This window comes from Pseudomonas sp. B10 (assembly GCF_900156235.1).
GTDB classification, from domain to species: domain Bacteria; phylum Pseudomonadota; class Gammaproteobacteria; order Pseudomonadales; family Pseudomonadaceae; genus Aquipseudomonas; species Aquipseudomonas siliginis.
In genome coordinates this window covers 3,230,729-3,246,169 of the sequence record NZ_LT707063.1, presented here as the reverse complement: position 1 = coordinate 3,246,169, position 15,441 = coordinate 3,230,729, and the positions used below count along the sequence as shown (strand labels likewise).

At 62.2% G+C, this 15,441-nt stretch carries 12 protein-coding genes; 8 read left to right on the top strand and 4 right to left on the bottom strand.

Annotated features, from left to right (window positions below):
- Positions 1-29 precede the first annotated feature (29 nt).
- The 5 genes from BXA01_RS14740 to gcvP all read left to right on the top strand — a co-directional run bounded on the left by BXA01_RS14740 (position 30) and on the right by gcvP (position 7,583).
- A complete protein-coding gene (locus BXA01_RS14740; protein WP_073470981.1) occupies positions 30-1,034 on the top strand; it encodes an extracellular solute-binding protein in 1,005 nt (334 codons plus the stop codon).
- Positions 1,035-1,187: 153 nt separating this feature from the next.
- Complete coding sequence (locus tag BXA01_RS14735; RefSeq protein WP_076567730.1) at positions 1,188-2,804, top strand: ABC transporter permease; 1,617 nt, start codon at positions 1,188-1,190, stop codon at positions 2,802-2,804.
- 155 nt (positions 2,805-2,959) lie between these two features.
- Positions 2,960-4,042, top strand: a complete 1,083-nt coding sequence (gcvT, locus tag BXA01_RS14730) for a glycine cleavage system aminomethyltransferase GcvT (RefSeq protein WP_076564497.1) — start codon at positions 2,960-2,962, stop codon at positions 4,040-4,042.
- 47 nt (positions 4,043-4,089) lie between these two features.
- Positions 4,090-4,473: a glycine cleavage system protein GcvH gene (gene gcvH, locus BXA01_RS14725; RefSeq protein WP_076564496.1), complete on the top strand. Its 384-nt coding sequence runs from the start codon at positions 4,090-4,092 to the stop codon at positions 4,471-4,473.
- Between the two features lie 236 nt (positions 4,474-4,709).
- Positions 4,710-7,583 (top strand): aminomethyl-transferring glycine dehydrogenase, encoded by a 2,874-nt coding sequence (gcvP, locus tag BXA01_RS14720; protein ID WP_076564495.1) that lies wholly within the window; start codon positions 4,710-4,712, stop codon positions 7,581-7,583.
- A gap of 185 nt (positions 7,584-7,768) precedes the next feature.
- Here the strand turns inward: gcvP and BXA01_RS14715 are convergent, their stop codons facing one another.
- The 3 genes from BXA01_RS14715 to BXA01_RS14705 all read right to left on the bottom strand — a co-directional run bounded on the left by BXA01_RS14715 (position 7,769) and on the right by BXA01_RS14705 (position 10,370).
- Positions 7,769-8,089 carry a DUF2388 domain-containing protein gene (locus tag BXA01_RS14715; protein WP_172667868.1) on the bottom strand — a complete coding sequence of 107 codons (321 nt, stop codon included), beginning with the start codon at positions 8,087-8,089 and terminating at the stop codon, positions 7,769-7,771.
- Between the two features lie 65 nt (positions 8,090-8,154).
- Entirely contained in the window at positions 8,155-9,939 is a 1,785-nt protein-coding gene (locus BXA01_RS14710; protein ID WP_076564494.1) for a GspE/PulE family protein, read from the bottom strand.
- 92 nt (positions 9,940-10,031) lie between these two features.
- The gene (locus BXA01_RS14705; RefSeq protein ID WP_076564493.1) at positions 10,032-10,370 is read right to left on the bottom strand and encodes a hypothetical protein; all 339 of its coding nucleotides are present in this window, start codon (positions 10,368-10,370) and stop codon (positions 10,032-10,034) included.
- 126 nt (positions 10,371-10,496) lie between these two features.
- Here BXA01_RS14705 and BXA01_RS14700 point away from each other — a divergent pair, with 126 nt between their 5' ends.
- On the top strand, positions 10,497-10,961 hold the full coding sequence (locus tag BXA01_RS14700) for an Lrp/AsnC family transcriptional regulator (RefSeq protein ID WP_024014730.1): 465 nt from the start codon (positions 10,497-10,499) through the stop codon (positions 10,959-10,961).
- 181 nt (positions 10,962-11,142) lie between these two features.
- On the opposite strand, the gene BXA01_RS14695 is transcribed toward BXA01_RS14700, so the two are convergent.
- Positions 11,143-12,513 carry a CYTH domain-containing protein gene (locus tag BXA01_RS14695; RefSeq protein WP_024014729.1) on the bottom strand — a complete coding sequence of 457 codons (1,371 nt, stop codon included), beginning with the start codon at positions 12,511-12,513 and terminating at the stop codon, positions 11,143-11,145.
- A 156-nt stretch (positions 12,514-12,669) separates the two neighbouring features.
- Here BXA01_RS14695 and argE point away from each other — a divergent pair, with 156 nt between their 5' ends.
- Positions 12,670-13,824, top strand: a complete 1,155-nt coding sequence (gene argE / locus BXA01_RS14690; RefSeq protein ID WP_076564492.1) for an acetylornithine deacetylase — start codon at positions 12,670-12,672, stop codon at positions 13,822-13,824.
- 262 nt (positions 13,825-14,086) lie between these two features.
- The gene (argA, locus tag BXA01_RS14685) at positions 14,087-15,388 is read left to right on the top strand and encodes an amino-acid N-acetyltransferase (protein WP_016772647.1); all 1,302 of its coding nucleotides are present in this window, start codon (positions 14,087-14,089) and stop codon (positions 15,386-15,388) included.
- The last annotated feature ends 53 nt before the right edge of the window (positions 15,389-15,441 follow it).

Here is a 15,441-nt window from a genome sequence, read left to right as displayed (position 1 = left end):
CCACCTTTCCCGACCGTGAGACCCCTCCCATGTTGGCACCCAAGCGTCTTCTGACCGCACTGGCCTTGACCCTGATCGGCAGCACCACTGCCCAGGCCGCCGATGAGGTGGTGGTTTACTCGTCGCGTATCGATGAGCTGATCAAACCGGTATTCGATGCCTACACCGCCAAGACCGGGGTGAAGATCAAGTTCATCACCGACAAGGAAGCGCCGCTGATGCAGCGCATCAAGGCCGAAGGTGAAAACGCCACCGCCGATCTGCTGCTCACCGTCGATGCCGGCAACCTGTGGCAGGCCGAGCAGATGGGCATCCTCCAGCCGTTCACTTCGAAAACCATCGACACCAATATTCCCGCGCAATATCGCTCGTCCACCCACGCCTGGACCGGCCTGAGCCTGCGCGCACGGACCATCGCCTATTCCACCGAGCGGGTGAAGCCGGGCGAACTGACCACCTACGAAGCGCTGGCCGACAAGAACTGGGAAGGCCGCCTGTGCCTGCGCACGGCGAAGAAGGTCTACAACCAGTCGCTGACCGCGACCATGATCGAAGTGCACGGCGCCGAGAAGACCGAGAAGATCCTCAAGGGCTGGGTCAACAACCTGTCCACTGACGTGTTCTCCGATGACGTTGCAGTGCTGGAAGCGATCAACGCCGGGCAGTGCGATGTCGGCATCGTCAACACCTACTACTACGGTCGCCTGCACAAGCAAAAGCCTGAATTGCCGGTGAAGCTGTTCTGGCCGAATCAAGCCGATCGCGGTGTGCACGTGAACCTGTCGGGCATCGGCCTGACCAAACATGCGCCGCACCCGGAAGCGGCCAAGGCTCTGGTCGAATGGATGACCACGCCTGAGGCGCAGAAGATTTTTGCCGACGTGAACCAGGAATTCCCGGCCAACCCGGCGGTGGCACCCTCGGAAGAAGTGGCGGCGTGGGGCAAGTTTGTTGCCGATACCTTGCCGGTTGAGGTGGCGGGCAAACGTCAGGCCGAGGCGATCCGGATGATGGATCGGGCGGGGTGGAACTGAGGCGTTTCGTGTAACTGTTGATCGTTCCCACGCTCCGCGTGGGAATGCAGCCCTCGACGCTCTGCGTCGTGCCGCTGAAAGCGTGACGCGGAGCGTCACAGGATGTGTGCCCACGCAGAGCGTGGGCACAATCATTTGAACGAGATTGTTTCCTTGGCCCACCCCGCCCAACGCCGCTGGTACCCCATCGTCTTCGCCATCGCCGCGCTGGTGTTGTTGCCGCTGAGCGTGTTGCTGCTGTCGTGGCAGACCATCGATCAGCAGATCTGGTCGCACCTGTGGCAAACCCAGATGCCGCGTCTGCTCGGCAATACCCTGACGCTGATCCTCGGCGTCGGTGTCGGCGTGACCCTGCTGGGTGTCAGCCTCGCGTGGCTGACCAGCCTCTGTGAATTCCCCGGTCGGCGCTGGCTCGACTGGGCGCTGATGCTGCCCTTCGCCATTCCAGCGTATGTACTGGCGTTCGTTTTCGTCGGCCTGCTGGATTTCGCCGGCCCCGTGCAGTCCCTGTTGCGCGAATGGTTCGGCACCGGCCTGCGCCTGCCTCGGGTACGGTCCACCGGCGGGGTGATCGTGGTGCTGGTGCTGGTGTTTTATCCCTACGTTTATCTGCTGGCGCGCACCGCGTTTCTGGCCCAAGGCAAAGGACTGATGGAAGCGGCGCGGGTGCTCGGCCAGTCGCCGTGGCAGGCGTTCTGGCGGGTTGCGCTGCCGATGGCGCGTCCGGCGATCGGCGCGGGCGTGGCGCTGGCGCTGATGGAAACCCTCGCCGATTTTGGTGCGGTCTCAGTGTTCAACTTCGACACCTTCACCACGGCCATCTACAAAACCTGGTACGGCTTCTTCAGCCTGCCTAGCGCTGCGCAACTGGCCAGTCTGTTGCTGCTGGTGGTGATGCTGGTGCTGTACGGCGAGCGCCGTGCACGCGGGGCGAATCGGGCCAGCAACGAGCGGCCACGGGTGAAAGCGCTGTATCACCTGCGGGGAATCAAGGCCTTCGCGGCGACGGGCTGGTGTGCATTGGTATTCGCCTGCGCCTTCGTCATCCCGGTGCTGCAACTGATCGTCTGGTTCTGGCAGCGTGGACGCTTCGATCTGGATGAGCGTTACGCCGGGCTGATTCTGCACACGCTCTATCTGGGCGCGATGGCGGCGCTGATCACTGTCAGCGTTGCGCTGTTGCTGGCGTTTGCCCGGCGCCTGGCGCCGACCCCAGCCATCAACTCCGGCGTCGGTCTGGCCAATCTCGGCTACGCCTTGCCCGGTTCGGTGCTGGCGGTGTCGATCATGCTTGCCTTCAGTTATCTGGATCGTGAACTGGTGATTCCGCTCTCCGCCTGGCTCGGTGGTGCCGGCAAACCGTTGCTGCTCGGCAGCCTCGCGGCGTTGCTGATGGCTTATCTGGTGCGCTTCATTGCCGTCGCCTATGGGCCGCTGGAAAGCAGTCTGGCGCGTATACGGCCATCTTTGCCCGAAGCGGCACGTAGCCTGGGTGTCAGTGGGCCGCGACTGTTTTTCAAAGTGTATCTGCCGCTGCTGCTGCCCGGCACCTTGAGCGCCGCGTTGCTGGTGTTCGTCGATGTGCTCAAGGAAATGCCCGCGACCCTGCTGATGCGCCCGTTTGGCTGGGACACGCTGGCGGTGCGCATCTTTGAAATGACCAGTGAAGGCGAATGGGCGCGCGCCTCATTGCCGGCATTGACCCTGGTGCTGGTCGGGCTGTTGCCGGTCATCGGCCTAATCCGACGTTCGGCGCACCGAAACACTTAGTCGTCAGTCCTACATCATGCGGCTACAATGCGCGGCATTCGGTGCGGTTCGTCTGACAGACCCGTGCGCTGGAATCGGCTGAAAGCCTTATTCATCAAGGCTTTCGGCCGTATAGCGGCGGTCCGCACCCTCGCCACGCCCGGAAGGAGAAACCCATGGGACAGCGTACGCCTCTGTATGACCTGCACCTCGCGCTCGGCGCGAAGATGGTCGATTTTGGCGGTTGGGACATGCCACTGCATTACGGCTCGCAGGTCGAGGAGCACCACGAAGTGCGCCGCGATTGCGGGGTGTTCGATGTTTCCCATATGACCGTGATCGATGTCACCGGCGCCCAGGCCAAGGCCTGGCTCCAGCATTTGCTGGCCAACGACGTCGAACGTCTGCACAGCCCCGGCCGGGCGTTGTACAGCACCATGCTCAATGAGCGCGGCGGTATCGTCGACGACATGATCGTCTATCGCCTCGACGACGCGTACCGGCTGGTGTTCAACGCCTCGACCCGCGATCAGGATCTGGCCTGGATGAACGCCCAGCTCGGCGCCTACGACGTGCTACTGCACGAGCGCGCCGAGCTGGCGATGCTCGCCATCCAGGGCCCGCAGGCCCGGCACAAGATTGCCGAACTGGTCACCCAGTCCCGCGCCACGCTGATCCAGCAACTCAAACCTTTCGAAGGCGCCATCGACGGCGACTGGTTCATCGCGCGTACCGGTTACACCGGCGAGGATGGCCTGGAAATCTGCCTGCCCGCGAATCAGGCGCCGGGTTTCTTCAACGATCTGGTCGGTGCGGGTATTTCGCCGATCGGCCTCGGTGCTCGCGACACCTTGCGTGTCGAGGCCGGAATGAACCTGTACGGTCAGGACATTCATCAGGACGTTTCACCGCTGGCCTCGAACATGGCCTGGAGCATCGCCTGGGAGCCGGCCTCGCGGCAGTTCATCGGCCGTGCGGCGCTGGAGGCGGAAAAAGCCACCGGCGTGGCGCACAAACTGGTCGGTCTGGTGCTGGAAGAGCGCGGGGTTTTGCGCGCTCACCAAGTGGTTCGCATCGCCGATGTTGGCGAAGGGGAGATCACCAGTGGTAGTTTCTCTCCTACGCTGAGCAAATCGATTGCCCTGGCGCGTGTACCGATGGCAACCGCCGACCGCGCCGAAGTGGAAATCCGTGGCAAGTGGTATCCGGTGCGAGTGGTCAAACCGACCTTCGTGCGCCATGGCAAAACCTTGATCTAACCTTTTCTGGCGGGCATGACCGCTGACCAATTTCCGAGGAACCGAAGATGAGCGATATCCCTGCCGAACTGCGTTTTGCCGAAAGTCATGAATGGGCGCGTCTGGAAACCGACGGCACCGTCACCGTGGGCATCAGCGATCACGCGCAGGAAGCGCTTGGCGACGTGGTGTTCGTCGAACTGACCGAAGTCGGCAAGGTGTTCGCCGCCGGTGAGCAATCCGGCGTGGTCGAGTCGGTGAAAGCCGCCTCCGACATCTACGCCCCGGTCAGCGGTGAGGTCATCGCGATCAACGAAGATCTGGGTGGCTCGCCTGAACTGCTGAACTCCGACCCGTACGGCGCGTGGATCTTCAAGCTCAAGCCAAGCGACAAGGCCGAGCTGGACAAGCTGCTCGATGCTGCTGGGTACAAGGCTGTGATCGGCGAGTAAGTTGCCGGCAACACCCAAAGCCCCGATTCGTCGGGGCTTTTTTATGGGCGACGAATATCCCTTTGTGGGAGCGAGCCCGCTCGCGAAAGCGCCATATCAGTCAATGCCAAGGTTTCTGAAACACCGCTTTCGCGAGCAGGCTCGCTCCCACAGGGGCGGCGTGATCTTGAAAATTCGCCTGCTATGCTGGTTTGACCGTGTCGATTGACGCCAAGCGCCAGCCAGGAGAGCCCGTCATGTCCCAGTCGCCGTCCCTGAGCCAGTTACGCGATCCCGAAGCCTTTCTGCGCCGCCACCTCGGCCCGGATGCCGCCGAGCAGCAGGCGATGCTCGATAGCCTCGGCCTGGGCAGTCGCGCCGAGCTGATCGAGCAGACCGTGCCGCCGGGGATTCGCTTCAATCGCGCATTGGATCTGCCGCCGGCTCTCGACGAACAGGCTGCACTGGCGAAGCTGCGCGGTTATGCCGAGCAGAATCAGCTGTTCACCAGCCTGATCGGTATGGGCTACCACGGCACCGTCACGCCAACCGTCATTTTGCGCAACGTGCTGGAAAATCCCGGCTGGTACACCGCGTACACCCCATATCAACCAGAGATCGCCCAGGGCCGGCTCGAAGCGCTGCTCAATTTTCAGCAACTGACCATCGACCTCACCGGCCTGGAACTGGCCAACGCCTCGCTGCTCGATGAGGCCACCGCAGCGGCCGAAGCCATGGCGTTGGCCAAGCGCGTGGCGAAGTCGAAGAGCAATCTGTTCTTTGTTGACGAGAACTGCCATCCGCAAACCCTCTCCGTGGTACAGACCCGAGCAGAAGGTTTCGGCTTCGAACTGATCGTAGACGCGGTGGATAATCTGGCGCAGCACGAGGTGTTCGGCGCGCTGCTGCAATACCCCGACACCCACGGCGAAATCCGCGATCTCAAACCCTTGATCAACCACCTGCACGCACAACAGGCCCTGGCCTGCGTCGCCACCGATTTGCTCAGCCTGCTGGTGCTGACGCCGCCGGGTGAGTTGGGTGCCGATGTGGTGTTCGGTTCGTCCCAGCGTTTCGGGGTGCCGATGGGTTATGGCGGCCCGCACGCGGCGTTTTTCGCCAGCCGCGAGGAATACAAACGGGCGATTCCGGGGCGGATCATCGGTGTGTCGAAAGATGCTCGCGGCAACGTCGCGCTGCGCATGGCCCTGCAGACCCGCGAGCAACACATCCGCCGCGAGAAAGCCAATTCGAACATCTGCACCGCGCAGGTGCTGCTAGCCAATATCGCCAGTTGCTACGCGGTGTATCACGGCCCGGAGGGTTTGAAGCGTATCGCCCAGCGCGTGCATCGCCTGACCTGCCTCCTTGCGGCGGGACTCGAGCGCAACGGCATCAAACGGCTCAACAGGCAGTTCTTCGACACCCTGACACTGGAGGTCGGCGGTGCGCAAACGGCGATCATCGAAAGTGCTCAGGCAGCGCAGATCAACCTGCGCATTCTCGGTCGCGGCCGCGTCGGTCTGAGTCTGGATGAGACCTGTGACGAACACACCGTGGCAAAACTGTTCGACGTGCTGCTCGGGGCTGATCACGGCCTGAGTGTTGATGCGCTTGATGCGCAGGACATCGCCTCGGGAATTCCCGTCGAACTCCAGCGCAGCACGCCGTACCTGCAACATCCGGTGTTCAACGCCCACCACAGCGAAACCGAGATGCTGCGTTACCTCAAGCAACTGGAAAACAAGGATCTGGCACTCAACCAATCGATGATTCCGCTGGGCTCGTGCACGATGAAGCTCAACGCCACCAGCGAGATGATCCCGATCACCTGGCCGCAGTTCGCCCATCTGCATCCGTTTGTGCCGAGGGAGCAGGCTGTCGGTTACACGCTGATGATCGAAGAGCTTGAGCGTTGGCTCTGCGCGATTACCGGTTTCGATGCGATCTGCATGCAGCCCAACTCCGGCGCCCAGGGCGAATACGCCGGGCTCCTGGCGATCCGTAAATATCACGAGAGCCGAGGGGAGGGCGCGCGAGATATCTGCCTGATTCCGTCGTCGGCCCACGGGACCAATCCAGCGTCGGCGCAGATGGCCGGGATGCGTGTGGTGATTGTCGAATGCGATGAGGCGGGCAACGTCGATCTGGATGATTTGCAGCTAAAAGCCGCGGAGGCCGGGAACAAGTTGTCGTGCCTGATGGCGACCTATCCGTCGACCCATGGGGTCTACGAGGAGGGCATCAGCGACATCTGCGCAGTGATTCACCAGCACGGCGGCCAGGTGTACATGGATGGCGCCAATCTCAATGCCCAGGTCGGCTTGGCCAGACCGGCGGACATTGGCGCCGACGTGTCGCACATGAACCTGCACAAGACCTTCTGCATTCCCCATGGCGGCGGCGGGCCGGGCATGGGGCCGATCGGGGTTCGTGCGCATCTGGCGCCGTTCGTCGCCAACCATCCGGTGGTGCCGATTGACGGGCCGCTGGCGCAGAACGGCGCAGTCAGCGCAGCACCGTGGGGCAGTGCGAGCATTTTGCCGATCAGTTGGATGTATATCGCCATGATGGGCCCGCAACTGGCGGACGCCAGCGAGGTGGCGATTCTGGCGGCGAATTATCTGGCGCAGCATTTATCCGGCGCGTTTCCGGTGCTCTACACCGGGCGCAACGGCCGGGTGGCGCATGAATGCATTCTTGATCTGCGCCCACTGAAGGCGCAGACCGGCATCAGCGAGGAAGACGTCGCCAAGCGGCTGATGGATTACGGTTTCCACGCGCCGACCATGTCCTTCCCGGTACCGGGTACCTTGATGGTCGAGCCGACCGAGAGCGAATCCAAGGCAGAGCTCGACCGCTTCATCGCGGCGATGCTGAGCATTCGCGCCGAGATCAATGAAGTGCAGAAGGGCAACTGGCCGGGCGAAGACAACCCGCTCAAACGCGCGCCGCATACCTTGGCCGATGTCACTGGAGTCTGGGAGCGACCCTACAGTGTCGAACAGGCCATCACCCCGGATGCGCACACACGCTTGCACAAATATTGGCCGGCGGTGAATCGGGTGGATAACGTTTACGGCGATCGCAATCTGTATTGCGCGTGTGTGCCGGTGGAGGATTACCGCTGATCTCTAAACCACCACCGCCCCTGTGGGAGCGAGCTTGCTCGCGAAAGCAATCGTCCAGCCGGCATTTGCGGTGACTGACTCACCGCTTTCGCGAGCAGGCTCGCTCCCACAAGGGATGGTGGTGAGGCGGTAATCCGGGCAAAAAAATGCCGCTCGATCGAGCGGCATTTTTGAGGGTGCGAGGCTTACTCGGAAGCCACGGCGTTCTTCGCCAGAATCGCGTTCGCCAGTTCCATGTCCGAAGCCTGCAGGCCCGGGTTGTCGGCGCGGACTTTCTGCATCGCTGCTTCCAGGTACGGGCCACGGATGCCGCCGTCGCTGGCGACGAAGCTGCCGGCGTCGTCCTGGGCGGCGACGATCAACTTGTGATCCTTGAACGTCAGGTAGGTCGAGCCGGTGGTGGCGCCGGAGGAGATGACGTTACGCCAAAAGCTGTCCGCCATGGCCGAACCAACGGGAAGCGACAGCAGGGCCAAGGTGGCGACAGCGAGTTTGAGACGCATGATGAGGTGACTCCTGGGATTGACTACGGCGTTGGATAGCCGATCCCTCGATCCAGTTCCGTGCTGAATTATTTCAACTCACTTTGCGGCGTCACCCGCAGCACTTCTTCCACCGTGGTCAGCCCCACCGCAACTTTTTGCGCGCCGGACAGGCGCAGGCTGCGCATGCCTTCCTTGAATGCCTGACGCCTGATCGCGGTGAGGTCGGTGTCCGGGGTGATCAGCGCTTTGAGGCTGTCGCTCAGTTGCATGATTTCGTACACGCCGGCGCGGCCGCGATAGCCGGTGTCGCGGCATTCCAGGCAGCCGATCGCCCGTTGCGCATTGCTCGGCAGCGGCGCCTGCCAGGGTCGGGTCAGGGTTTGCCAGTCTTCATCTTCGAGCGTCAGCGGCGCCTTGCAGTGCGGGCACAAGGTGCGCACCAGACGCTGAGCCATGACGCCGAGCAAGGTGGCTTTGATCAGGTAATGCGGCACACCGAGTTCGAGCAAACGGCTGATGGCGCTTGGTGCATCGTTGGTGTGCAGGGTGGACAACACCAAGTGCCCGGTGAGCGCGGCCTGAATCGCCATTTCCGCAGTTTCCAGATCGCGGATCTCGCCGATCATGATGATGTCCGGGTCCTGCCGCATCAGCGCGCGCACCCCGGCGGCGAAGGTCAGTTCGATGTTGTGCTGCACCTGCATCTGGTTGAAGGCCGGCTCGACCATTTCGATCGGGTCCTCGATGGTGCAGAGGTTGACCTCCGGCGTCGCCAGTTTTTTCAGCGTGGTGTACAGGGTGGTGGTCTTGCCCGAACCGGTCGGCCCGGTGACCAGAATGATGCCGTTGGGCTGGCGGGTCATGTCCTGCCAGCGCCGCAGGTCGTCGGCGCTGAAACCCAACTGGTCGAAATTTTTCAGCAGCACTTCCGGGTCGAAAATCCGCATGACCATTTTTTCGCCGAACGCTGTCGGCAAGGTCGACAGACGCAACTCCACTTCGCCGCCGTCCGGGGTCTTGGTCTTGACCCGGCCATCCTGGGGTTTGCGCTTTTCCGCGACGTTCATGCGGCCGAGGCTTTTCAGGCGGCTGACAATCGCCATGGTCACTTGCGGCGGGAATTGATAGACGTTGTGCAACACGCCGTCGATGCGAAAGCGCACGGTGCCGTGCTCGCGGCGCGGTTCGATGTGGATATCGCTGGCGCGCTGCTGGAAGGCGTACTGGAACAGCCAGTCGACGATGTTGACGATGTGTGCGTCGTTGGCGTCCGGTTCCTGATCGCTGGCGCCGAGGTTGAGCAGTTGTTCGAAATTGCCGAGGTTGCCGCCTTGGGCGTCGGCATTGCTGGCGCCGCTGACCGATTTGGCCAGCCGGAAAAACTCGACGCTGAAGCGCTGGATGTCGACAGGGTTGGCCACGACCCGTTTGATCGGCAGCTTCAATACGTGGGTCAGGTCAGCTTCCCAACCGCTGACGTAGGGCTGAGCGCTGGCCACGGTGACCGAGTCGCGGTCCACGGCGACGGCGAGAATCTTGTGCCGTTGCGCGAAGGCGTAAGACATCAGCGGCGTGATCGCCGCGACATTGATTTTCAGCGGATCAATGCGCAAATACGGCTGACCGGCCTGTTGCGCCAGCCACAGGGTGAGGCTTTCCAGATCCAGATGTTTGCCCGGACGGCTGAGGTCGTCGAGTTGCTGGCTGGCGATGAATTCCATCGGATGCATCTGCCCGTGAGCAGCATGGCGACGGCGGGCATTGAGCGCCTGTTCCGCCGCGTCCTGGCAGATGAAGCCTTGGGCGACCAGTTCCCGTAACACATCATTGAGGTCCAGCCAGCGGTCCTGAGTGACAAATTGAACGGACATGCGGCTTTCCTTATTAAGCGTCATGCGCAAAAGGATAGTCGTGGCCCCGCTGACCGTTGGGCCACTACCCGACGAAGCCGTTGCCGGATTTGTCAGCCGGCCGCCTGGGCGGGCGCTTGCCACGCGGCGTCGGGGTTGTGCAGGTCCACCGCGCAGACGCTGATCAGGTTGCGCAGTTTCTCCGCGATCACCTGCGCGCGATGCCAGCTCAGGCCGCTCATGAGGAGGTCGATCGACAGCAGATCGTCCTGGCGCTGGACATTGACCTGCTCCGGCGTCAGAAACTGCAAAGCGAACAGATTCAGCACCCGTACCAGCAGATCCGGCTCGGCTTCGGCAAGAATTCGGTACTGCGCCAGGCAGTGGGCGTTATCGACGTTCCAGACATCGGCGCGGGTGGGGGCGCTGTTCACGGCTTCAAGGTGCGGCATGGTGAATCTCCAAGGTCACTGGAGAAATTTTTACATTCGGTGCGGGGTATTTCTTGGCTATGATCGGCGTCTGAACAGATTTATCGAAAGAATTGATTCGTGAAAGCTGATCTCTGAGGATTTTTTATGCACAGCGAACTGGACGCCTACGACCGCAAGATCCTCGCCTTGCTGCAGGAAGACGCTTCACTGTCGAGCGCGCAGATCGCCGAGCAGGTCGGCCTGTCGCAATCGCCGTGCTGGCGGCGGATTCAGCGGATGAAGGAGGAGGGCATCATTCGCGGGCAGGTGACCTTGCTGGATCGCAAGAAGATCGGCCTGAACACGCAGATCTTTGCCGAGATCAAACTCAACGCTCATGGGCGTTCGAACTTCACCGAATTCACCGAGGCGATTCGCGGCTTTCCGGAAGTGCTGGAGTGTTATGTGCTGATGGGAGCGGTGGATTTCATGCTGCGCATTGTCGCGGCGGACATCGAGGCGTACGAGCGGTTCTTCTTCGAGAAGCTGTCGCTGGTGCCGGGGATACAGGAAGTGAATTCGATTGTGGCGCTGTCGGAGATCAAGTCCACCACCAGCCTGCCGGTCTAGTGCGGATGGCCTTTGTGGCGAGGGGATTTATCCCCGCTGGGCTGCGCAGCAGTCCCCGCTTGATCGTTCCCACGCTCCGCGTGGGAATGCAGCCCGGGACGCTCTGCGTCCCAAAGCGGACGCAGAGCGTCCATTGAGGCGTTCCCACGCAGAGCGTGGGAACGATCAGGTGGGAAGGTGTTTAGCTGCGCAGGAGGATTTTCCAGGCGCGATTCTGGTACACCGCAATCGCCTGATGCTTGCGCGCATCAAGCAGTTCGTCGGTGATGGTCGGCTCGTTGGCCAGTTGCGCCAGTTTGTTCAGCTCACCGTACAGACGATCCATTTCCGGGATGTCCAGCACGTTGCGCGCATGGTGCAACCAGACCTGAATGCGCTCGATACGCGGCAGTTGTTCAGCAAGATCTTCCGGCTGCTGCTGGTAGCGCTGCAACTGCAGAGCAGTGGCTTCTTCGCCCAGCAGACGCGGCAGCCAGCTGTGCAGTTGCGCGTCACCCTGACGGTTGCCACGGGTGTTGCGGTCGGCAGTCCAGGTGCGGGCCAGCAGCCAGCGTGAAGCGTTCAGCGAGAACTGGCCCCAGCGCGGGTCTTCCAGCTCTTCGAGGAACTGCTCCGGCGCGGCCTTGCGCACGTCTTCGTCTTCGATGCCGACCTGCACCAACGGGCGCCAGTCTTCCAGCAAGGCATCGAGGGCCACGCGCAAATCGTGGGTCGACTGACGCGGCGCAGCCTGGCCGAGGCTGCTGAGCAGGGCGCGCATTTCCGCGAGGTTCTCGACCCAGTCCTGCAACAGACGCCAGTGGCCGTTGAAGCGATATTGTTCGGCCAGACGCTGGCTGCTGCCGAGCAGATGCCAGCTCAGCGCGGCGAAGGCGTCGTCGAGACGGGTTTCGCTGGTCAGCTGCGGCGCTGGCAGGCTCAGCGAGTAGCTGTTGGCGTCGTGCAGGCGATAACCACGCTCGGCCTTGCTGATATCGCATGGCATCAGCGCCAGGGTTTCGGCCAGTTCGGCAGCCAGTTCCAGCAACGCGGCAGGCTCGCCTTCGCGCAGCTCCAGTTCCAGCTCGCAGATCTCTTCCTTCTGCTTGCCAACCACTACGTGACCGAGGTCCAGCGCGGCTTCGATGACCACTTTGGTCTTGCCACGGCCCCAGGCGATTTCGGCGCGCTCGCGGACGAAATCGGTGGTGAAGATCGGCTTGAGGGTTTTCTTGTCCAGCTCGGCCAGTGCCTCGGGCCAGCATTCGCCGTCGAGTTTCTTTACGTCGAGCTTGGCTTTCGGCAGTTTCCAGTCGTACTCGTTACGCTCGGACAGACCGGCGACGCTTTGGCCACGGGTCTTGAGGGTCTGAATCACTTCGTCACCGTCCTTGCGCAGGCGCAGGGCGACCTTGGCTTGGGCGAGGTCGCGCTCGGGGGTGTCGAAATACTGGTTCATCAACTCACGGCGTTCCCAGCCACTTTTGTTGCGTTTCTTCAGCAGCGGGTGCTCGCGCAGGGCAGCGAGGGTTTCGCGGCTGACGCGGAGTTTGATTTCAGTTTCTTTTTGCATGGCCGGAACATCCAGAATCGGGAGCGCAGCCGGGGGAATGGGTGGCTGCCAAGGCCGTGCAGTGTACAGGAGTCAAACTTCCTACGCCCTGCGACGGTTTATTCCGCGCGCCGGATGGTTCTATAGTGGGCCTCAATCCGGGACCTGGAGTCAGTGATGCCATTGCCGTCCATGCAAGACCAGTTCGCCGCGCTGATTGCCGCGCCATCGGTCAGCTGTACCCAACCGAACCTGGACCAGTCCAACCGCGCCGTCATCGATCTGCTGGCGGGCTGGCTCGGTGACCTGGGTTTCAGCTGCGATATCCAGCAGGTCAGCCCCGGCAAATTCAATCTGCTTGCCAGTATCGGCAGCGGCCCCGGCGGCCTGGTGCTGGCCGGGCACAGCGACACCGTACCTTATGACGACGCGTTGTGGCAGACCGACCCGCTGAAGCTCACCGAAGTCGACGGTCGCTGGGTCGGGCTGGGCAGCTGCGACATGAAGGGTTTCTTCGCGCTGATCATCGAAGCCGTGCGGCCGCTGCTCGATCAGCCGTTCAAGCAACCGCTGCTGATCCTCGCCACCTGCGACGAAGAAAGCTCGATGTCCGGCGCCCGCGCGCTGGCCGAGGCCGGGCAACCGCTGGGCCGCGCGGCGGTGATCGGCGAGCCGACCGGGCTCAAGCCGATTCGCATGCACAAAGGCATCATGATGGAGCGCATCGACATCCTCGGGCAGAGCGGCCACTCGTCTGATCCGCGCCTGGGCCACAGCGCCCTTGAAGCGATGCACGATGCCATCGGCGAACTGCGCGGCCTGCGCCTGTTGTGGCAGCGTGAATTCAGCAATCCACAGTTCAGCGTGCCGCAACCGACGATGAACTTCGGCTGCATCCATGGTGGCGACAACCCCAATCGCATCTGCGGCCAGTGTTCGCTGGAGTTTGACCTGCGGCCGCTGCCGGGCATGGACCCGAGCGTGCTGCGCGCGGAAATACTGCGCAAGCTCAACCCGGTGGCCGAGCGGCATAAGGTGAAAATCGATTACAAACCGCTGTTCCCGGAAGTGCCGCCGTTCGAACAGTCCGAGGATGCCGAACTGGTGCGCATCGCCGAAAAGCTCACCGGCCATCGCGCCGAAGCAGTAGCGTTCGGCACCGAAGCGCCTTATCTTCAGCGCCTCGGCTGCGAAACCATCGTCCTCGGCCCCGGCGACATTGCCTGCGCGCATCAACCCGGCGAGTACCTTGAAATGTCACGTTTGCAGCCTACCGTGCATCTGATTCGGCAGTTGATTGAACATTACTGCCTGACGACAGACGAACGATGACGGCCCTGTGTGGGAGCGAGCCTGCTCGCGAAAGCGTTCCGTCAGTCGCCATTGATGAACCTGATCCACCGTTTTCGCGAGCAGGCTCGCTCCCACAGGGTTAAATGTCTTGCATCAACCCGGTAAATTGCCTGCACTACAACCCGTATTCATGAGGAGAGCGCGCGTGTCGCCAAGCCTGTTCCGACGATAACCATCAGCCCGCTGTGCGTTTTTCGTTTCGCCCCTTTTTTCGGCTGCTCTTTATTACAGGCCCAGGTTCATGCCCGAATACGTCAATTGGCTTCGCCACGCGTCCCCTTACATCAATGCCCACCGCGATTGCACCTTCGTCGTCATGCTGCCCGGCGACGGCGTCGAGCATCCGAATTTCGGCAATATCGTCCACGACCTGGTCTTGCTGCACAGTCTTGGCGTGCGTCTGGTGCTGGTGCACGGCTCGCGCCCGCAGATCGAAACCCGCCTCGCCGCCCGTGGCCTGACCCCGCATTACCATCACGGCATGCGCATCACCGATGCCGCGACCCTGGAGTGTGTGATCGACGCGGTCGGCCAGTTGCGCATCGCCATCGAAGCACGGCTGTCGATGGACATGGCCTCGTCGCCGATGCAGGGCTCGCGCCTGCGCGTGGCCAGCGGCAACCTGGTCACCGCGCGGCCGATCGGTGTGCTGGAAGGTGTCGACTATCACCACACCGGTGAAGTGCGTCGGGTTGACCGCAAGGGCATCAATCGCCTGCTCGATGAACGCTCGATCGTATTGCTGTCGCCGCTGGGCTATTCGCCGACCGGCGAGATCTTCAACCTTGCCTGCGAAGACGTCGCCACCCGCGCCGCGATTGATCTGGGCGCGGACAAGCTGCTGTTGTTCGGCGCCGAGCTCGGCCTGATCGACGAGAACGGCAAACTGGTGCGCGAACTGCGCCCTCAGCAAGTGCCGGCACATTTGCAGCGTCTGGGCATGAGCAACTATCAAGCGGAGTTGCTTGATGCCGCCGCCGAAGCCTGTCGAGGCGGCGTTGCGCGCAGTCATATCGTCAGTTACGCCGAAGATGGCGCGCTGCTGACGGAGCTGTTCACCCGTGACGGTGGCGGTACGCTGGTGGCGCAGGAGCAGTTCGAACTGGTGCGCGAAGCGGCGATTGAAGACGTCGGCGGTTTGCTCGACCTGATCAGTCCGCTGGAAGAGCAGGGCATTCTGGTGCGCCGCTCGCGGGAAGTGCTGGAGCGCGAGATCGAGCAGTTCAGCGTGGTCGAGCGCGAAGGCATGATCATCGCCTGTGCGGCGTTGTATCAGATTGCCGATTCCGATGCCGGCGAACTGGCGTGTCTGGCGGTGAATCCCGAGTATCGCCATGGCGGTCGCGGCGACGAATTGCTCGAGCGCATCGAAACCCGCGCGCGGGCGCAGGGTCTGAAAACCCTGTTCGTACTCACCACGCGCACCGCGCACTGGTTCCGCGAGCGCGGGTTCGAGCCAAGCAGCGTGGAACGCCTGCCAGCGGCACGGGCGTCGCTGTACAACTACCAGCGTAATTCGAAGATCTTCGAAAAGACCCTTTGATCGCTACCTGATAACCGCGGCCCGGCCAGCATTGCCGGCAGGGCCGGGTTTTT